The organism is Agrobacterium sp. rho-13.3, from assembly GCF_033957765.2.
GTDB lineage: Bacteria > Pseudomonadota > Alphaproteobacteria > Rhizobiales > Rhizobiaceae > Agrobacterium.
Genome location: NZ_CP192774.1, coordinates 1,700,850 through 1,720,990, shown reverse-complemented (window position 1 = coordinate 1,720,990; position 20,141 = coordinate 1,700,850). Strand labels below are relative to the sequence as shown.

Annotated in this window: 15 protein-coding genes and 1 other RNA gene; all 16 read left to right on the top strand. The window is 56.1% G+C overall.

Translation table 11 applies throughout. The features are described 5' to 3' along the window. The first annotated feature begins 7 nt into the window (after positions 1-7). The 16 genes from RMR16_RS08620 to murD all read left to right on the top strand — a co-directional run bounded on the left by RMR16_RS08620 (position 8) and on the right by murD (position 20,141). Positions 8-2,506 carry a hypothetical protein gene (locus tag RMR16_RS08620; protein WP_320200488.1) on the top strand — a complete coding sequence of 833 codons (2,499 nt, stop codon included), beginning with the start codon at positions 8-10 and terminating at the stop codon, positions 2,504-2,506. A gap of 73 nt (positions 2,507-2,579) precedes the next feature. Further along, positions 2,580-4,460 carry a GSCFA domain-containing protein gene (locus RMR16_RS08615; RefSeq protein ID WP_320200487.1) on the top strand — a complete coding sequence of 627 codons (1,881 nt, stop codon included), beginning with the start codon at positions 2,580-2,582 and terminating at the stop codon, positions 4,458-4,460. 441 nt (positions 4,461-4,901) lie between these two features. Continuing rightward, on the top strand, positions 4,902-5,642 hold the full coding sequence (locus tag RMR16_RS08610; protein ID WP_320200486.1) for a DnaJ family molecular chaperone: 741 nt from the start codon (positions 4,902-4,904) through the stop codon (positions 5,640-5,642). Further along, positions 5,639-6,406: an N-acetylmuramoyl-L-alanine amidase gene (locus RMR16_RS08605; RefSeq protein WP_320200485.1), complete on the top strand. Its 768-nt coding sequence runs from the start codon at positions 5,639-5,641 to the stop codon at positions 6,404-6,406. The genes RMR16_RS08610 and RMR16_RS08605 overlap by 4 nt, the downstream gene beginning before the upstream one ends. 246 nt (positions 6,407-6,652) lie before the next feature. Next, positions 6,653-7,189 carry a lytic transglycosylase domain-containing protein gene (locus RMR16_RS08600; protein ID WP_320200484.1) on the top strand — a complete coding sequence of 179 codons (537 nt, stop codon included), beginning with the start codon at positions 6,653-6,655 and terminating at the stop codon, positions 7,187-7,189. Positions 7,190-7,339: 150 nt separating this feature from the next. Continuing rightward, positions 7,340-8,527 (top strand): NAD(P)/FAD-dependent oxidoreductase, encoded by a 1,188-nt coding sequence (locus tag RMR16_RS08595; protein WP_320200483.1) that lies wholly within the window; start codon positions 7,340-7,342, stop codon positions 8,525-8,527. Between the two features lie 151 nt (positions 8,528-8,678). Then, positions 8,679-9,872, top strand: coding sequence for an NAD(P)/FAD-dependent oxidoreductase (locus RMR16_RS08590; protein WP_320200596.1), 1,194 nt, complete (start codon positions 8,679-8,681; stop codon positions 9,870-9,872). 59 nt (positions 9,873-9,931) lie between these two features. Beyond that, an RNA gene (rnpB, locus tag RMR16_RS08585) (RNase P RNA component class A) lies at positions 9,932-10,333 on the top strand. A gap of 398 nt (positions 10,334-10,731) precedes the next feature. Beyond that, positions 10,732-11,172, top strand: a complete 441-nt coding sequence (gene mraZ, locus RMR16_RS08580; protein ID WP_320200482.1) for a division/cell wall cluster transcriptional repressor MraZ — start codon at positions 10,732-10,734, stop codon at positions 11,170-11,172. Positions 11,173-11,186: 14 nt separating this feature from the next. Next, positions 11,187-12,212: a 16S rRNA (cytosine(1402)-N(4))-methyltransferase RsmH gene (rsmH, locus tag RMR16_RS08575; RefSeq protein ID WP_320200481.1), complete on the top strand. Its 1,026-nt coding sequence runs from the start codon at positions 11,187-11,189 to the stop codon at positions 12,210-12,212. 1 nt (position 12,213) lies between these two features. After that, entirely contained in the window at positions 12,214-12,777 is a 564-nt protein-coding gene (gene ftsL, locus RMR16_RS08570) for a cell division protein FtsL (RefSeq protein WP_320200480.1), read from the top strand. After that, positions 12,777-14,519 (top strand): peptidoglycan D,D-transpeptidase FtsI family protein, encoded by a 1,743-nt coding sequence (locus RMR16_RS08565; protein ID WP_320200479.1) that lies wholly within the window; start codon positions 12,777-12,779, stop codon positions 14,517-14,519. The genes ftsL and RMR16_RS08565 overlap by 1 nt, the downstream gene beginning before the upstream one ends. Before the next feature lie 74 nt (positions 14,520-14,593). Beyond that, a complete protein-coding gene (locus tag RMR16_RS08560) occupies positions 14,594-16,054 on the top strand; it encodes a UDP-N-acetylmuramoyl-L-alanyl-D-glutamate--2,6-diaminopimelate ligase (RefSeq protein ID WP_320200478.1) in 1,461 nt (486 codons plus the stop codon). Further along, entirely contained in the window at positions 16,051-17,484 is a 1,434-nt protein-coding gene (locus tag RMR16_RS08555; protein ID WP_320200477.1) for a UDP-N-acetylmuramoylalanyl-D-glutamyl-2,6-diaminopimelate--D-alanyl-D-alanine ligase, read from the top strand. Before RMR16_RS08560 ends, RMR16_RS08555 begins: the two co-directional genes overlap by 4 nt. 142 nt (positions 17,485-17,626) lie before the next feature. Beyond that, positions 17,627-18,727: a phospho-N-acetylmuramoyl-pentapeptide-transferase gene (gene mraY / locus RMR16_RS08550; RefSeq protein ID WP_320200476.1), complete on the top strand. Its 1,101-nt coding sequence runs from the start codon at positions 17,627-17,629 to the stop codon at positions 18,725-18,727. A gap of 4 nt (positions 18,728-18,731) precedes the next feature. After that, positions 18,732-20,141, top strand: coding sequence for a UDP-N-acetylmuramoyl-L-alanine--D-glutamate ligase (gene murD, locus RMR16_RS08545; protein WP_320200475.1), 1,410 nt, complete (start codon positions 18,732-18,734; stop codon positions 20,139-20,141).

The window sequence follows — 20,141 nt, the reverse complement described above, 5'->3', positions numbered from 1 at the left end:
GGACATCATGAACGCTATTATTCCTCCCGTAATGACGACGAACATTTCACATCAGGTACCCGTCTCTGATGAGCTTTTGGTGAACCGTGACGGCTCCACAGCGGTCCAGACAACCAATGATCTTGCAGTGCAATTGGCGGCAACATCGCCGCTCGATTTGGGAGGGTTTCAGGCCCCGTTGTTTGCGACCGAAGCGGCGCTGAATGCTGCGGTGCTGACGAACAAAGTTTCGGCTTGGGTATATGATGATCCCGGTGCCGACAAAAATGGCATCTGGTCGTGGGACGGCACGGCATGGGTTTGGACGCTGCCATTACCGTACTCCATCTCGGTACTGCGCAATGCAGGCGCTGAAACGCCTAACGCCATCGTCGCAACCTCGAAAGTGCCGCTGGTCGAAGGACTTATCGTTGTCTTGCCGATCACGGCAACCACCACCGCAACACCAGTGACGGTGAAGGTCAATGGCGGCAAAACGTTCATAATCAAAACACTGACCGGCAATGACATCATTCCGGGTGGCCTGGTCGAACAGATGATGGTTCTGGCGCTGGTCAGTGGCGATAACCTTCGCCTCATTAGTGATCAAGCGAGTGCTGCAATTGTTGCTGCTGCCGAGAACGCTGCTGAACGCGCCGAACAAGCTGCTGAAAGCCTTGAGGGAGTAAGCTTTTCTATTTTGAACACGAGGTACGTCACCGGCCTAACCGCCGACCCTGTGAATAATTCACAAAGATTGTTGGCGGCATGGGCAGAATGGGGCGCGCTCAATGCTGGACGCATCGACATTAACTTTCCTGCGGGCAGTTACAAATTTTCGCCTATCCAAGCATATGCTGTGGGCGTGGATGAAGGTCTGATCTTGCCGATGTCTGCTGGTGGACGTGTCAACTTCGTGGGTCGCGGGACAATTCTTATTCCTGCGTCCAACCGCATCGAAATGTTTGTCCAAGATGGTGCGGTCGAGATCGGCTACCACAACCTAACTTTCGATAACTCGCAAAATGGAGTTCTCCAGAATACAGCAAAACCAGCGGTCCTTACCAAAGGTGGCGGCGTTGCAGGGCTTGGAAACGCAGCAAATGCGGCAATCAGGCAGTATCGAGGAGCTACAGTTGAACTGGATGATGTCGTCTTCCGATCATTCAACGTCTGCTTAAATTACTACGGGAACTTCGATAATAATCAGTCCTTAGTCGGTCGCGTAAGAAGCAATCAGGTTCGAACCGAAGGCTGCTGCTTTGGTCATTTGCTCCATCAGGAGCGCGAACTGACAATGACGAATGGTGTGTGTTTGGACAATCTGGACAGTATCAACTCTTCAGGATCGACCCTTCGAGACCCCGGCCATTTTCTCTATCAGACTGATCGTGACGGCGCTAAACCGCAGTTGGTTACGATCAATGGTATTCAAAGTCGGGGAGGACAGAGCAGCGCTCTAAAGCTTCGCAAGGGGCAAACGGTCACTATTTCGGACGTAGTAGTAAGTGGAGATGGACGAGGGATCGAGATTTCTAACATTCAAAACGGTGGTGCGATATCCAACTTCTCGATTAAGCTCGCGGATTTTTCTTCGATAGATACTAATCAAAACGGGCTGGAAGTCAGCGACTGCGGAGAATTGGAGGTACAAAATGGTGTCATAGATATTAGGGGATGTAATGCTTGGGGAGTTCGAGTGCGGCGCGATATCGGCTCCGAGAACTGGCAGAATACCGGGCAGACTTTCACTCATCTAACTGTCATCCACGATTTTGCCCTTCCAACAGGAGTTGGAAAAGCTGCCTTTATTGCCTCGAACCAAGCAGATTTGATCTTAGAGGACTTTAGATTTGTGCATAAGGGTGTGATAGCCAATACGCGTCATCCAGTGGATATCGCGTCATGTACGCGAGCACGGATTTTCGACGTCACACATGACGCTCCTAGCAACCCTACCGACCGTGCCACGCTCATCAGCTTCGATGATGCTAGTGTCAACTGCTTTGCAGATGTGTATTCGTCCGGTTTGGGACATGGCCTAATCGCAACCGTAGGAACCACTTCAGCGTCGTCAGTTAGGGCGAATGTGGGCGGGCACAAGGTACTTGTTGATGGTGATTTATTTGGTTCCTTCACACCAGACCTAATTGGCCTCACCACGGCAGGCACGAATTCGTACTCATCAAGGTCGGGCGATTTTTCACGAAACGGAAGACGTGTTCGTGTTTGGGGCCAAATCACCCTGAATGCAGCCCTTGCTTCAACTGGAAACTTGGCAATCAGTGGGCTGCCATACGCAGTTCGAAACCGGTCAGCCGATTTCAGAGGTGAAGTCAGCTTCCTGTCTGGTGTTACACTCTCACAGGGTTCGATACCGTTCTTACTTTCTGTACGTGCGCAGAGTTACATGGCTCTTCGAAAACTGGATGGTGGTACGGCGAGCGCCATTCCAGCAGGTTCAATTTCAGGTGCGGCAGCACAAATTATCTTCGATTGTGAATACGAAACTGACGACCCTTTCTAACGCTGCGCTCTTGGCTTTCGCTGGTTGTTCATCTTATGATGTTTGCAACCACTGAAAGCCAATTGGAAATTGCATGAACATCTTATTCACGGGAAACTGCCAAGTAGAGACGTTGGCTAGAGCAGCCGATACCATGGCACGAAATGCCGTCGTTAAGGCAAAAGAGGTTCACAGCTTTGAATTCGATTATCGAGCCGAATTTTCAGGCTACGATGTAGTTTTTGCACAGTTGCCAGTGTTTGAGAGAGCATCCTTAGCTGAAGGCCTTAGCGCGCAGTTAGTGAAACTACCGAGATTGTCATTTAACGGATTTCATCCTGATGACTGTTACGTCAATTATAATGGAAAGCGCGCTCATTCTCCTTGTGGCGCTCTACACAGCAAGATCATTTTTGGTGCATGGTTTCACGGAATAGCAAGGGATGACGTAGAGTCGCTCTTCTGTAATTCGACGTTTGAAGCTCTAAAATTCTCCCAGTTCTTCGACAAGGCTGTGAAAGCTTTGTATAGCGAAGGCGACCAGTGCGATATCGATCTTAGGCCACTCTTTGCGGATTGGATGAAGGGGCGATCTCCTTTCATGCTCACGATGAACCATCCAAAAGCCGAGCCATTAATAGACTTGGCGCAGATCGTTATTGCTAAAGCGGGGATCGACTTTATTAGGTCAGATTTCGATTTGATGCACAATCTTGCTCGATATGTAATCTCGCCAGTCTTCCCCGAAATTGCGGCGCGGCACGGGATGCGAGGTTCCTCGGTGTATAAACGAGACGAACGGCTTCGCGGCGGTTCGGGATTGTTCCCACTAAAACAGTTTATCGAGCATTCGTATGATATTTACGAGACGTGGGACAAGGCGCTTCTTAATGACCACGCTGTGATGAAGGGAGCCTTCAGGGATTTCTTCGAGAATAGAAAGAAGACCGGAAATGGTGGGCATCCATACCGCAATATTCCTCCGCACCAAAATTGGCGAAAATCGTTTGCTGGCGTAGAGGCTTCTGAGGTGGACCCAGTGGTCGACTCAGGTTTCGAGCTAACCAAAGAGGATAAGGTCGCAACAGCCGGTTCCTGCTTTGCGCAGCATATTGCGAAAGCGCTGTCCGCAAGTGGGCTGAATTATTTCGTCACAGAAACCGGCCCTGAAGATCAGGGATATGGGGTGTATTCCGCCCGTTATGGAAACATCTACACAACGGCTCAACTCTCTCAGTTGATTGATCGGTCTTATGGCCGCTTCACCCCAGTTGATAACGTCTGGCAAACCCGTGAGGGACAATTTGCAGACCCCTTCCGTCCAGAGATGCCGCTGGTGGACAGAAGCAGCGCAAGAGCTATTGAGGAGCAGCAAAGCCAGCTTTTTGCGTCCGTACGCTCGATGATAGAAGAGATGGACTATTTTGTATTTACGCTAGGGCTAACGGAAGCATGGCGATCTAAAATCGACGGTGCGGTCTTTCCAATAGCCCCCGGAGTTACAGCCGGTGAGATGGACGAGAGCAAGTACGAGTTCGTCAACTTCACAGTAGATGAGGTGTATGCTGACCTCATGTCCTCGATCCAAAAGATACGCGCGATCAATCCCCGCGTTCGCTTCATATTGACTGTTTCCCCGGTGCCTCTTATGGCGACATTCGAGCCGCGCCATGTACTACAATCAACGACATACAGCAAATCTGTCCTGCGTGTTGTGGCGGATAAAGCGTCCAAAATAGATGGAGTTTTTTACTTCCCTTCGTATGAGGTCATAACAGGCCACTTCAATCGCGGTGCCTATTACGACGACGATCTTCGCTCAGTTCGAAAGGAGGGCGTCGAGCACGTCATGCGGCTGTTCTTGAAACATTGCACTGATGTCGAAGGGTCGATTATTGATCAGCATGACGAGCAAGCTATGGCAATACGAGCGAACAACGAGGTTTTATGCGCTGAAAGTCTTTTGGACGCATAATCGTAGAGGCCCGCTCTGGCGGGCCTTTTTTTGTTTAACAAGCTGGCGAACTGTTTTGGTGTCCGAAAGCTAACGCCATTCTGTCCAGAAGGCCGCGCCGCGCCACATTTGGGGCTGTGGAAAACCTTATTCTGGACGGCGAGGGCCATTCAGCCGAATAGGTCAGTGCATGTGGCTTACCCCCCTCTGTCCTGCCGGACATCTCCTAAACAAGGAGGGAGATCGGCAGGTGGCGACCTCTCGGCCATCTTGAACGCTGTGAAAAGATGAGGAGTGTGCTTCCTGCTAATCTCCCCACCTGTGGGGGAGAGGCCCGGCAGGGCAGAGGGGGGTAAGCCACACCCACCAACGAGCACGATGATCAGCAAGATGAAAAAAAGTTAATGTCCTGCGACCTTTATGTATATTGCAATCATAAAGCGGGGCTTTATGATTGCTGTCATGATGTTCGATTTCGGCTGTCTGCAAATTTCATCCCTGTGGGAGCGGCTGCTCGGCGCAATTGGCGACGCGGCGGGAAACCTCATGGGCCGTGTTGTCGAAGCGGTTCGCACCGTGTTCGAGGGTGATCCCGAAACCCGCCGCCAGGTCTCCTTTTCCATCGCGATCATTGCGCTGTCTGCCAAAATGGCAAAGGCGGATGGCATGGTGAATGATGCCGAGGTGCAGGCTTTCCGGCAGATTTTCGATTTTCCTGAAGAGGAAGCGAAGAACGTTGCCCGTCTTTATAATCTCGCCCGGCAGGATGTTGCCGGGTTTGAGGCCTATGCGGAACGGCTGGCCGGTCTGTGCGGTTCTGGCGACCAGAATTGCGAAATGCTGGAAAGTGTCATCGACGGGCTGTTCCACATTGCCAAGGCCGATGGCCTGATCCATGAGCGCGAAATGGCCTTTCTCGGTCGTATTGCGGAAATTTTCCGCATTACCGAAGACCATTTCGAAACGATCATGGCGCGGCATGTGCATATGGAAGGGCGCGATCCTTACCGGGTTCTCGGCGTTTCGCCGTCCGACGATTTTCTGGATATTCGCAAGCGTTACCGTTTGCTGGTGGCCGAACACCACCCGGACAAGCTGATTGCCCGCGGCGTTCCCATGGAATTGCACGCGGCGGCAAACGAGCGTATGGCGGCACTGAACGCCGCCTATGCGGCCATTGAGAAAGAACGCCGCGTCGCATGACAGACTTTACTGCGGATTATGCAGGTGCCACGGTTGCGCCTTCGCCCAACCATGGCGAAAGGCTCGATGTTGCCGGGCCGGATATGATCGTCCTGCATTATACCGGCATGAACAGCGCGGATGGTGCGCTGTCCTGGCTGTGCAATCCCGAAAGCCAGGTGTCCAGCCATTACTTCATCTATGAGGATGGCCGGGTTGTTCAACTGGTGCCGGAAAGCCGCCGTGCATGGCACGCTGGCAAAAGTTTCTGGCATGGCGTGACGGATATCAATTCCTGTTCCATCGGCATCGAGATTGCCAATTCCGGTCACCCGGCCGGATTGCCGGATTTTCCTGAACCGCAGATTGACGCGGTGATCGAATTGTGTCGCGATTGCGGCGCACGCTGGTCTATCGCGCCTGAGCGCGTGCTGGCGCACTCCGATATTGCCCCGGTTCGCAAGCTTGATCCGGGCGAAAAATTCCCGTGGGACAGGTTGTCGCAGAACGGTGTGGGACACTGGGTTTCACCCGGACCCATCGGCGGCGGACGCTTCTTTCAGCGCGGCGATAGCGGCCAGCCGGTGGAAGCCTTGCAATCCATGCTGTCGCTCTATGGATACGGCGTTGAAATATCGGGTGAATATTGCGACAAAACCGAAGGGGCGGTGACCGCTTTCCAGCGCCATTTCAGGCCGTCTCTGGTCGATGGTATCGCGGATTTTTCCACCATAGACACGCTGCACCGGCTGATTTCCTCGCTGCCGAAATTTCAGGGCGCTTAAACGCTTTTTGCGGAAAATCGTTCCGTGAAAACGCGTGAGGACAAGCGTTTTTTCTGTTCTGCCACAGTAAATCCTTATTGGCCACCTTTATAAGCCTCATCAAACCGCGGTCTGTTTCAGTGTGAAACGTGGATCGTAAACATTCATGATGAGGACTTTCGACGGATTGTTCAAAGCAATAGTCCGAATTGGCCATGCTGTTGTCAGCGGCCATAAGATCTTCATGCCCGGAGATTATTTCTACTAATGAGAAGAGTATTTGTTGCTGTCACGGCTTGCCTTGCCATGCTTGCCGCGTCGGGTGGAACCGTTTTTGCCAAAGATGAAGTGAAAACCAAAACCGTCACGTTGCAGACCTATTTCAGCAAGCCCGGATATCCCATTCCAGAAAAGTCCCTGCCGACAGCTTTGAAGAACGATTACTCCGATCTCATCGTCAAATACGCCAAGCGTTATGGCGTGCCGACCAATCTGGCCCATGCCGTTGTTTCGGTGGAAAGCAAGTTTAACCCCAGGGCGCGGGGCAGTGCCGGCGAAGTCGGTCTGATGCAGATCAAGCCAGCCACGGCCCGGATGATGGGGTATCGCGGCACGACCAAGGCGCTTTATGACCCCGAAACCAATATTCGCTGGGGCATGCAATATCTCGCAACCGCCCACCAGCTTGGCGGCGGGCAGGTGTGCGATACCATTCTGCGCTACAATGCAGGCCATGGCGCAACGCGCATGAACCCGGTTTCCAAGCGCTATTGCGGCAAGGTGCAGGCGATTCTGGCAGGCTAAATGCATTCCACCGCCCTCATTCCTGTGCTTGTCACAGGAATCCGGTAGACGCGCTTCTGCGCGGCTGTAAAAAGTCTTTCCAGCCCAAGGACATGGGCTGACTGGAATCCTGTCACAAGGACAGGAATGAGGACCTTGGGGATGTGAAAAATGCCGGATTTCAAATATGTCGTGGTGGGTGCGGGCATGATGGGGACCGCTGCGGCGAGGCATCTTTCTGCACAAGTGGATGGTGTGGCGCTGATCGGCCCTGCCGAGCCGCTGGACCGCAAAAGCCACAACGGCGTTTTTTCCAGCCATTATGATGAAGCGCGGATAACACGCGGCTTTGATGGCGACCCGGTCTGGGCTGCGTTGGCGAAGCGTTCCATCGGGCGTTACGGCGAGATCGAAGCCAGAAGCGGCATTCGGTTCTATCACGAAGCCGGATGCCTGTTTGCCGGAAACGGTGATGGCTTGGGCGGTGCTTATGTGTCACGCGCCATGGCGGCAAGCGATGCGCTTGGCCTTGAGATCGAGGTGCTGGATGCGGCAGGTCTTGCAGACCGCTTTGGCATGTTCGCTCTGCCAGGCGATAACCAAGGCTGGTTTGAGCGCCGAAATGCCGGTTACGTCAACCCACGTGCTTTGGTGAAGGCGCAATGCGCGATTGCTGAAAGCCAGGGTGCGAAGCTGATTCGCGAAACCGTGATACGTATTGAAGATACGGCTGATGGCGTTGAGATCGTAACGCAGGAAGGCCAGCGTTTTACATCGGAAAAGGTGATTGTTGCGGCAGGTGGTTTCACCAACATGGCCGAGCTTTTGCCTTCGCAGGTCGATATGGCGGCGACGGGCCGCACCATTGCATTTTTTGAGTTGAACGAAGAAAAACAACGCGCTTTTGAGGGGATGCCGTCGACCATCGTGCTGGCGGAAAATGCTGACGACATCGTCTATATTCTGCCGCCGGTGCTGTATCCCGATGGCAAGGTTTACTTGAAAATCGGTGGCGAAAGCGAGAAGGGCAGGCTGGAAACGCTGGACGAGGCGGTCCGCTGGTTCCACTCCGATGGCACGGCAAGCGAAGTGGCCTTTCTAGTCAAACGGGCGGTGGAGTTGATGCCGGAGCTTGGCGGTTGCCCGGTGACATCAGGCTCTTGTGTCGCGTCCATCACGCGCACTGGTTATCCCTATATTGGTTATACGCAGTCCTCCAACATCGCTGTTTTGACGGGCGGCAATTTTGTGTCTGCCAAATCATCGGACGAGATTGGTCGTCTGGGTGCGGTTTTGCTGCTGGATGGGCAGTTGACGGAAGAGGATTTTGCCGGGGAGGTGGCGCCGGTTTTTGTTTGAGGGTGGGCTGTATAGTAGAAGGGGGTAAGCCACACGCTCCGCCTTCTACCGTGACTGAAATCTCTCTACATTTTTCATTCCAATACTCTGGCATCGATTCATCAAAGCGCTACAACTCGTTGTAACGGAATCGGAAATGGCGAGAGCGGGCATGGCGGCGGATTTCAAATATATCGTGATTGGTGCGGGCATGATGGGCGCTTCGGCCGCGCGTCATCTGGCGGAACAGAGCGATGGCGTTGGGTTGATTGGTCCGGGTGAGCCTGCGGATATCAAGAACCACGAAGGTGTTTTTGCCAGCCATTATGATGCAGCGCGGATTACGCGCACCATTGATAGCAACGCGGATTGGGCGCGTCTCGCCAACCGTTCGATTGCCCGTTACGCGGAAATCGAGCGGGAAAGCGGCGTGGAGTTTTACGGTGAGGTGGGTTGCCTCATCGTCGGCAAGACGCGGGGCACTGGCTTTCCTTATATAGAGAATGTCTGTGCTGCGGCGGATGCGCTGGGTGTTGAGACGGAGATTCTGGGTGATGCGGCGCTTGCCGAGCGCTTCCCGTATTTCTCCTTCGAAAGCGGCTGCGAAGGTGTGTTTGAGAAGAACAATGCCGGATACGTCAATCCGCGAGAGCTGGTGCGGGCGCAGATTGTTGTTGCTGAAAAACGCGGTGTGACGCGCGTTGAGGATATTGCCGTGAGTGTGCGCGAAGAGGGTGGTTTGGCGACAGTCACGACCGCTTCGGGCCACAGATATACGGCGGACAAGGTGCTGGTTGCGGCGGGTGGGTTCTCCGTCGCGGAAGGGCTTTTGCCGCAGGCGCTGGAGATGAATGTCTATGGGCGCACCGTTGCGTTCTTTGAGATTCCCGATGACGAACTGCATCTTTATGCGGGAATGCCATCGCTGATTTATGAGCCGACCGATCCGCGCAAACACATCTATCTTCTGCCGCCGGTGCGTTATCCGGATGGCAAGGTTTACCTGAAGATTGGCGGCGAGCCGGTGGATGTTCTTTTGAACGGCGACCGCGAAATACGCGATTGGTTCCGTGCCGGTGGAAGCGCGCAGGTCCGTGATGATTTGTCAGGGATCGTTGAAACCTTACTGCCATCCATCGACCGCTCGCGGATTTCCATGGCGGGATGCGTGACGTCCTATACGCCGAGTGGCTTTCCGGCGGTCGGTTATACGTCATCGCCCAATATTGCCGTTTTGACGGGCGGTTGCGGTGCTGCCGCCAAAAGCTGTGATGAAATCGGGCGGCTGGGGGCGGAACTGTTGGTTGAGGGGGCGGTTATCGACCAGGGTTATGAGGCGGATTTTGCGCCATCTTTTTCGGCCTAATCAACCATTTGTGGATTTTCCATTGGCTTTCGTGTCTGAACCCGTCTAAGGAGCGCGTGCCAGTTGGCCGGGCAGCCGCGCTTTACCAATGTCGAAAGACGGTAAGGGGAGGAAAGTCCGGGCTCCACAAAAACACGGTGCCGGATAACGTCCGGCGGGGGCGACCCTAGGGAAAGTGCCGCAGAGAGTAGACCGCCACTTTTAGAGTGGTAAGGGTGAAAGGGTGGGGTAAGAGCCCACCGCGCCGCTGGTAACAGGGGTGGCAAGGTAAACCCCACCGGGAGCAAGACCGAATAGGGATAACGCGGGGTGCGCGCAAGCGGACCTACAGCCGGTTTTTGGGCGAGTTATCCGGGTGGGTTGCGCGAGGCGGCATGTAAATGTCGTCCCAGATGAATGGCTGCCACGTTCCGGGTCAAACCGGGGCCATACAGAACCCGGCTTACAGGCCAACTGGCAAATTCCTTTTTCTCCGTCTTTCCTGCCGGAATGATTCCGGTTTTTTGCCCAATTCATTGTTATCGCTGGGAAAAGGTCACTTTTCCGGCGATTTTTTCGTGCTGTTTTAGTGGCCTCGAAACAAACACGGTAAACCATTCGTTAAACTTAACGGGATATGAATATTCGATCTGAGGCCGGTATCGTGCTGGCTTCTCCCATTGACGCCCAAAGTGTCCCATGGTATCCCAAATGCACACCACAAAGGGTCGTGTTTTTGACCCGCAATCGCTGAAACGTGAAGGCCTGCAAAGGGCTGCGGGGCATTTTGTTCTGCCGGTCAGCGATGTGTCGTGCGTAACGGTGTTGTCTGGCGATGCGGGTTTAGACCTTTGGCCGGGCGGTTTGGGCGAGTTGAGCAATGGGCCGCTTTTTATCGAACGTGACGAACAGGATCGACGCCAAGGGGCGCGTCTCGGTTCCGTCGCTGTTTCGGTCAGTGCTGGTGGAGCGTGGTATTCAGGAGCTTTATTGCCTTCAGGATTTCGCGTTTCCGGCGATCAGCATTGGCGGGCCGGACTTGCTGGAACGTTACGAACGGCAGATCGCATCGATGGATGCGTTTTCGCCGGAAGCAAATGCAATGTTGCTGCTGGTTCACGGTGGCGGCGTTTTCATGAAGCTCGATGCGGAAGGGCGGTTGATGGTGACGGATTTCATCCGGGAATTTACCGGAGTCACCACGGACGTCACTTTTGTAGGTCGGGCGGATCATTTTCAGTTGTGGCAGCCGCAAGCGTTTCACGAGGCGCAGGCGGCAGCACGGACGGGGCGCGGTTTTTCGGCTGTTCGCCCCGTATAGGACGGGGAAACGGAATGGCGGCGAATTCTGGCGACAACTCTATTGAAGCCGGTGGCGGACCGGTTCGCCACATTCCGGTTCTTCTCCGTGAAGTTCTGACCGCGCTGGAACCAGCGCCGGGCAAAATCATTCTCGACGGCACGTTTGGTGCTGGCGGTTATACGCAGGCCATTCTCGACCAGGGCGCAAACGTTATCGCGCTGGACCGTGACCCCAACGCCATTGCGGGCGGGCAGGACATGGTGGCCGCCAATGGCGGGCGCCTTTCGCTGATCCAGTCACAATTTTCCAATCTGGCCGATCATGTTCCAGCCGAAGGGTTGGATGGCATCGTGCTGGATATCGGCGTTTCTTCCATGCAGATCGATGAGGCCGAGCGCGGTTTCTCGTTCCAGCGCAACGGGCCGCTGGATATGCGTATGTCGTCTTCAGGCGTGTCTGCGGCAGATGTGGTCAACCGCTGCAAGGTGGGTGATCTCATTCGCATTTTCGGTTTTCTGGGCGAAGAAAAGCAGTCGGGCCGTATTGCTCGCGCTATCGAAAAGAAACGTGCCGAAGAGCCGTTTCGCACCACGCGCGATCTGGCCGGGCTGATTGAAATCGTCACGCCGCGCAAGGCCAAGGACAAGATCCATCCGGCAACGCGGGTGTTTCAGGCGCTGCGCGTTTTCGTCAATGACGAGCTTGGCGAATTGGCGCAGGCGCTGTTTGCCGCTGAACGGGCGTTGAAGCCGGGCGGTCGGCTTGTCGTGGTGACCTTCCATTCGCTGGAAGACCGCATTGTGAAGAAATATTTCGCGGATCGTTCCAGCCGCGCCGCTGGCTCTCGGCACATGCCGATGCTGGCAGACAAGCCGGCGATTTTCGATGCGATTGGCAAGCCGATGATTGCCGCGAGCGACGAGGAAGCCGAGATCAACCCGCGTGCCCGTTCGGCAAAGTTGCGGGCAGGGGTGCGCAGCACCGCACCGGCACGGGCCGCCGATGTGTCGATTTTCGAACTGCCTGACCTTGCCAGCCTTGAAAAGATGGGAGGCTGATATGCTGCGGACCTTTGACCTTGTCCTCATGGGTGTGATGGTTTCGGCAGCGGTCGTGACCTATTCCATCAAGCATCAGGCGGATTTGAAGCTGGATGCGGTGCGCAAGCTGGAAACCGAAATCAAGCTTGAGAAAGACACCATCGATCTGCTGCGGGCAGACTGGGCGCTTCTGACCCAGCCGAACCGTCTGCATCGTCTGGTCAACGCCTATCAGGGCGATCTGGCCTTGGCACCGACCATGCCGACGCAGTTGTCGCAGCCGAAGGAATTGCCGATGCTGCGGTCGCAATTGCCGCAGCCGCCAGAGCCGCAAGGCATGAGCGTGGAAGATGTGATTGCCGCTGCCGTTCATGGTTCCAAGCCCGGCGCGACGCTGGGTGGTGTGAAGCCGAAATCTGCCCCTGCGGGCCAGATTGCCGCTACGGGTGCCGTACCCGTGCCACAGCCGCGTGCGCGTGTTGCCGCGCGGCCGACCGCAGCGCCCATGCCGGCTGCGCGTGTCGAGCAGGGCGACGAGACGGACGAAATGGATGATACAATTACAGGATCGGTGAACCGCTGATGTCTTTTCTTTCCCGCGTCATGGTTCTGAAGAGCAGGGCTCATTTTTCCGCCAGCACGAGCGGCGTAACGGGTGACCATGCGGCTTTTGAAGGTGCGCGCAAGAGACGCGCCACGCAGGCGAAAACCCGCGTCGGTCTGCTTATTTTTGGTTTCGTGGCGTTTTACGGCGTTGTCGGTGGACGTCTGGTGCAATACGGCATGACAGAGCCGGAAACGGTGTCCAGCATTGCGCCTGCGGACCGGTTGATGGCTTCTCGGCCTGATCTTCTGGATCGCAATGGCGAAGTGCTGGCCACAGACATTCGCACCGTTTCGCTGTTTGCCGAACCGCATCGCATTGTCGATGTGGATGAAGCGATTGAAAAACTGCGCACGGTTCTGCCTGATCTCGACACACGCGGCACCTATCAAAAGCTGAAATCCGAATCACGCTTCCAGTGGCTGCGCCGTCAGTTGACGCCAAAGCAGCAGAGCCAGATTTTGGCGCTGGGTATTCCCGGCATCGGCTTCCGGCCTGAGAAGCGCCGCTTCTATCCCGGCGGTGCAACCGCTTCGCACGTCATCGGCCACGTTAACATCGACAACCGTGGCGTTGCGGGCATGGAGCGCTATCTGGACAGCCAGGGTCTTGCAGACCTGACGGCACTGGGCATGACATCGGACCAGCCGCTGGAGCCGGTGAAACTGTCCATCGATCTGCGCGTGCAGGCCATCGTGCGTGAAGTGGTGGTCGGTGCCATTCAGAAGTTCGAAGCGCTTGGCGCGGGTGCGGTTGTTATCAACGTTCATACCGGCGAAATTCTCGCCATGGTCTCGGCACCGGATTACGACCCCAACCACCCGGCGGAAGGTGCCAAAGAGGGCTGGTTGAACCGCATGTCGAACGGTACGTTCGAAATGGGTTCCACCTTCAAGTCTTTCACCATCGCTATGGGCCTGGATTCCGGCAAGGTTCGCATTGGCGATACGTTCGATGCGCGGTTCCCGATCCGCATCGGCGGTTTCACCATCAAGGATTTCCACGGCAAGGGCCGCATCCTGTCCGTGCCTGAAATCTTCCAGTATTCGTCCAACATCGGTACGGCCAAGATTGCCGACACGGTTGGCATCGAAGGCCACAAGGAATTTCTGACGCGGCTTGGTCTGTTGACCAAGATGCAGACGGAACTGCCTGAAATCGCCATGCCGACGCAACCGCGCGTGTGGAAAAAGATCAACTCCGTGACCATCTCCTTCGGTCACGGCGTGTCAACCACGCCACTGCAAACTGCGATTGCCGGTGCGGCGCTGGTGAACGGCGGCAAGCTGATCGAACCCACCTTCCTGCCGCGCACGGTTGCGCAGGCCGATCAGGTGGCCAAGCAGGTTTTGCAGCCGGGTGCCAGCAAGGACATGCGCTTCCTGTTTGAATGGAACGGCGTCAACGGTTCCGGCCGCAATGCGCGTGTTGAAGGTTTCAACGTGGGCGGCAAGACGGGCACGGCGGATAAGGTGGTGAACGGGCGGTATGTACACGACAAGAACTTCAACGCATTCCTCTCGGCTTTTCCGATGGACAAGCCGGAATATGTGGTTCTGTCCTTCATCGATGAGCCGAAGACGGACAAGGGCAATGGCGCGGCACTGGCCGGTTCTTCTGCGGCACCGATGGTGCACGATATCATCACCCGCTCGGCAGCAATTCTTGGGGTAAAACCGAAGTTCGGTAAGGACGGTTCGGCCTTGCTCGTGTCTTATTGATTGTTACAGCTTATGATGGACCGGCGATTCGTGCCGGGGGACAAGACCAGCACGGGGACAAGACGGGCACATCGATGAATTTGCGAGATTTATCCGGGGCAGCGTTCCCGGAATTGACTGAATTGCTGCGGACTGACGCCGGAGCGCTGGAGATTACGGGGATTACGGCGGATAGCCGCAAGGTCCAGCCGGGATCGCTTTTTGTAGCGGTTGCCGGCACCAAGGCGGATGGTGCCGCCTATGTGCAGGACGCCGTTGCCAAGGGCGCTGTCGCCATTGTTTCCAACCACGCTATTGATGCTGACGTGCCGGTTCTGACCGTTTCGGATGCCCGCCTGTATCTGGCACTTTCTGCTGCCCGGTTTTATGGCAAACAGCCCGAAACCATGGTTGCCATTACCGGCACGGCTGGCAAAACCTCTGTCGCGTCTTTCATTCGTCAAATCTGGGCCTTTGCGGGCCATGCGGCAGCGCAGATCGGCACCACGGGCGTGATTGCGCCGGGTCGTGAAGAGTATGGTTCGCTAACGACACCTGATCCGGTTTCGCTTCATGCGCTGCTGGCTGAACTCGCCTCCGAAGGCGTGACCCATGCCGCGATGGAAGCCTCCAGCCATGGCCTGGACCAACGCCGTCTGGATGGCGTGACACTGGCCGCTGCCGGTTTTACCAATCTCGGTCGCGACCATATGGATTACCATCCTGATATCGAGGACTATATGGCCGCGAAAATGCGGCTGTTCGATACGCTGTTGCCCAAGGGTTCACCTGTTGTCATCTTCGCTGACGATACGTGGTCTGAGCGTGCCATTCAGGTTGCCACAGATGCGGGCCATGATGTGCGCACTGTGGGTCGCAAGGGCGATTATCTGGCCCTGAAACGGGTCGAGCATTTCCGCCACAAGCAGCTGATCGAAGTGCATCACCAAGGCACCATTTACGAGGTGGATATTCCGCTGGCGGGTGATTTTCAGGTCGCCAATGCACTGGTGGCCGCAGGCCTTGCCATCTCCACCGGCGTTCCGGCTGGCGTGGCGATGAAGGCACTCGAAAAGCTGATTGGTGCGGCTGGCCGTCTGGAACTGATCGGCCACACCAAGAACGGCGCATTGGCCTATGTGGATTATGCCCACAAGCCGGATGCGCTGGAAAATGTGCTGACCTCCGTGCGGCCGTTTACCTCTGGCCGTATCATTACCGTTTTCGGTTGCGGTGGAGATCGCGACAAGGGCAAGCGCCCGATCATGGGTGAGGTTGCCACCCGGCTGTCCGACATCGTGATCGTGACGGATGACAATCCGCGCTCTGAAGAGGCCACGACGATCCGCGCCGAAATCATGGCGGCGGCACCGGGGGCTCTGGAAATTGGCGATAGGGCGGAAGCCATTCGCCATGCTGTTTCGCTGCTTGGGAATGGAGACACTTTAATCGTTGCGGGTAAGGGGCATGAAGAAGGTCAGATTATTGGCGCTGTCACGCTGCCGTTTTCGGACCATGAACAGGTGCGTACCGCGCTGGAAGGATTGAAGATTTGAACTGGTTATGGACAGTGCCGGACATGATCGCCGTTATGGCGGGACGTCCGGTCGGCAATCTGCCACAGGGCATTACGGGCATTTCCATCGATAGCCGCTCGGTGCAGGCGGGCGAAGCTTTCTTCGCCATCAAGGGCGACCGGGTGGACGGGCATGATTATGCCAGCTTTGCCGTTGCCAATGGCGCTGGCTTGCTGGTGGTTGCCGAGGGCAAGCTTCCGGCACTTGGTCGTTTGACCGTGCCGATGATTGTCGTCGACGATGTGCTGGCCGCTATGGTGAAGCTCGGCATTGCAGCACGGGAACGCAGCTCGGCGCGCATCATTGCCGTCACCGGTTCGGTGGGAAAAACCACGACCAAGGAAATGCTGCGGCAGGTTCTGGCCCCGTCCGGCAAGGTCCACGCGGCTGTGTCGTCCTTCAACAATCACTGGGGTGTGCCGCTGACCTTGGCGCGGATGCCTGCCGATACGGAATTCGGCATTTTTGAAGTGGGCATGAACCATGCGGGCGAGATTGGCCCGCTGGTGAGGCAGGTCAGACCGCATCTCGCCATCATCACCACCATTGCTGCCGCGCATCTGGGCAACTTCAACAGTCTGGAAGAGATTGCCGCTGCTAAAGCTGAAATTTTCGAGGGCGTTCTGCCGGGTGGCGCGGTTATTCTGAACCGTGACAATGCGCAGTTCGACCAATTGGAACTGGCCGCAATGGATGCGGGCATCGAGCATATCCTGACCTTTGGCCAGCACGCGAAGGCGGATTTCCGGCTGGCGGATTTTGAAAGCACGCCGAACGGCTCGACCATCTGGGCCATCATCAACGGTGAAACCAGCGAATTGCATATCGGCACGCCGGGCCGGCACATTGCCGAAAACGCCATGGCCGCACTCGGCACGGTCGCCGTGACCGGCGCTGATCTGGACAAGGCTTTTGCCGCGCTTGGCGCTTTGGAAGCGGTCAAGGGCAGGGGTCAGCGCCATCGCCTGTCGGTTGGTGAAGGGTCGTTCCTGCTGATCGATGAGAGCTACAACGCCAACCCTGCTTCCATGCGTGCGGCTATCGCGCTGCTGGCCGAGGCTCAGGTGACGGGCAATGGACGACGCGTGGCCGTGCTGGGCGATATGCTTGAGATGGGCGAGTTTGCCGCCGAAGTGCATGAGGAATTGTCCAGTCCGCTTCTGTCTTCCGGCATCGAACATGTATGGCTTGCGGGTGAGTCGATGGCTGCACTTCGCGATGCGCTGCCGGAAAGCGTTCACGTCGCATGGTTCCCGACGACGGCAGAACTCAATGAATTCGTGCTGAAATGGGTCCAGCCAGGCGATGTCTTGATGATAAAATCGTCACTTGGCATCGGTTTCGGCAAGATTGTTGCCGCCCTTCTTGACAAGTATCCGGCATTCCCGGAGACGGAGCGCAATATCTAGAGCATCGGACCAAGAACGGCGACTATGTCGTCGAAAAGTGTGAAGCGGTTTTTGGGCAATCCGATGCTGAAACAAAAAACTTAAAGCGGCCAGATGAATCGTTTCCCGGCCGCCGCTTTAAACGCCTTTTGAAAGGGCAAATATGCTGATCTGGCTCGTTGAACTGTCTGATAAAGTTCAAATCTTCAATCTGTTCAGGTACATTACGTTCCGGGCCGGTGCTGCACTGTTCACCTCCGCCCTCATCGTTTTCCTGTTCGGTCCGGCAATCATCAATTCGCTGCGCATCCGCCAGGGCAAGGGTCAGCCGATCCGCGCCGATGGTCCGCAGACGCATTTCAAGAAGGCCGGCACGCCCACCATGGGCGGGCTGATGATCCTTGCGGGCATTCTCGGTGGTTCGCTGCTGTGGGGCGATCTTTCCAACGTGTATGTCGTTGCAGTGTTGATGGTGACGCTGGGCTTTGGCGCGATCGGCTTTTACGATGACTATCTGAAAGTCACCAAGCAGAGCGACAAGGGCTTTTCCGGCAAGGCGCGCCTTGGCATCGAATTCGTCATTGCCGCGATTGCCGTGTTTTTCATGATGGAAATCGCGCTGGCGACGGCACCGCATGGCGGCACGCTGGGCAGTTCCATCGCCTTTCCGTTCTTCAAGGAATTCGTGATCAACCTTGGCTATTTCTTCGTGCTGTTCGGTGCCTTCGTCATCGTCGGTGCGGGCAATGCCGTGAACCTCACGGACGGTCTTGATGGTCTTGCCATCGTGCCTGTCATGATCGCGGCTGCGACCTTCGGCATCATTTCCTATCTCGTCGGAAATGCGATTTTCGCCAACTACCTCCAGATCAATTTTGTGCCGGGAACGGGCGAACTGGCGGTGATCGTCGGTGCCGTCATCGGCGCGGGGCTTGGCTTCCTGTGGTTCAACGCACCGCCTGCGGCTATTTTCATGGGTGACACCGGCTCGCTGGCTTTAGGCGGTTTGATCGGCTCCATCGCGGTTGCCATCAAGCATGAGCTTGTCATGATTATCGTCGGTGGCCTGTTTGTCATGGAAACGCTGTCGGTCATCATTCAGGTGTTCTGGTTCAAGCGCACCGGCAAACGGGTGTTTCTTATGGCGCCCATCCACCACCATTTCGAAAAGAAGGGCTGGACGGAAAGTCAGGTCGTTATCCGGTTCTGGATCATCTCGGTTGGCCTTGCGATGCTCGGCCTTGCCACGCTGAAGCTGAGGTAATCGAATGATCCCCGTCACCACACTTGCCGGTAAAAAAGTTGCCCTCTTCGGTCTGGGCGGCTCTGGCCTCGTCACGGCACGGGCGCTTGTGGCTGGCGGTGCTGAGGTCACGGCATTCGATGACAACCCCGATAGCGTTGCCAAGGCTGAAGACGAGGGCATTCCGACTGCCGATCTTCGCAGTCTCGACTGGTCGAAACTCGCAGCATTCGTGCTGGCCCCCGGTGTGCCACTGACGCATCCCAAGCCCCATTGGTCGGTTGATCTGGCTCGCGCCGCTGGCGTGGAGATCATCGGCGATATCGAGCTTTTCGTGCGCGAGCGCCGGGCGTACGCGCCCGATTGCCCGTTCATCGCGATAACTGGCACCAACGGCAAATCCACGACCACGGCGCTGATTGCGCATATTCTGACATCAGCCGGTCGTGATACGCAGCTTGGCGGCAATATCGGCACCGCGGTGCTGAGCCTTGAGCCGCCGAAGGCGCAACGTTTTTACGTGGTCGAATGCTCGTCCTACCAGATCGATCTGGCGCCGACGATCAACCCGACCGCTGGCATTCTGCTGAACCTCACACCTGACCATCTCGACCGTCACGGCACGATGCAGCATTATGCCGATGTGAAAGAGCGCCTTGTTGCGGGCAGCGATACGGCGGTTGTGGGGGTTGATGACAGCCATTGCACACTGATTGCGGATCGCATCGCGCGGGCTGGCGTCAAGGTTACGCGCATTTCCAAACGCAGTGTGGTGGCCGATGGGCTTTATGCCGAGGGCAGCCGCATCCTCAAAGCTGATGGCGGCAAGTCCTCGCTGCTGGTTGATCTCGACGGCATTCAAACTCTGCGCGGCAGCCACAATGCCCAGAATGCAGCGGCGGCGATTGCCGCTTGCCTTGCGGTTGGTGTGTCTGTTGAAGATGTGAAGGCCGGTCTAAAATCCTTCCCCGGCCTCAAGCACCGTATGCAGCCGGTTGGCCGTCGCGGCAATGTGACCTTCGTGAATGACAGCAAGGCGACCAACGCGGATGCGGCAGCGCCTGCGCTGTCCAGCTTTGAGCGTATCTACTGGATTGCGGGCGGTCTGCCGAAAGCCGGTGGCATTGCCAGCCTCTCGCCGCTGTTTCCGCGCATTGCCAAGGCCTATCTCATCGGTGAAGCGGCGGCGGAATTTGCGGCCACGCTGGGTGAGGCCGTGCCCTACGAAATTTCCGGCACGCTTGACAAGGCCGTGGAACATGCCGCAGCAGATGCGCAAAAGGACGGTGCGGACGGCAATGTCGTGATGTTATCCCCGGCTTGCGCAAGCTTCGATCAATATAAGAACTTTGAAATACGTGGTGATTCGTTTGTCGCACGCGTTGCAGCGCTTGACGGTGTGACGATGTTGGTTGGCTCGGAAAAGGGAGGCTGA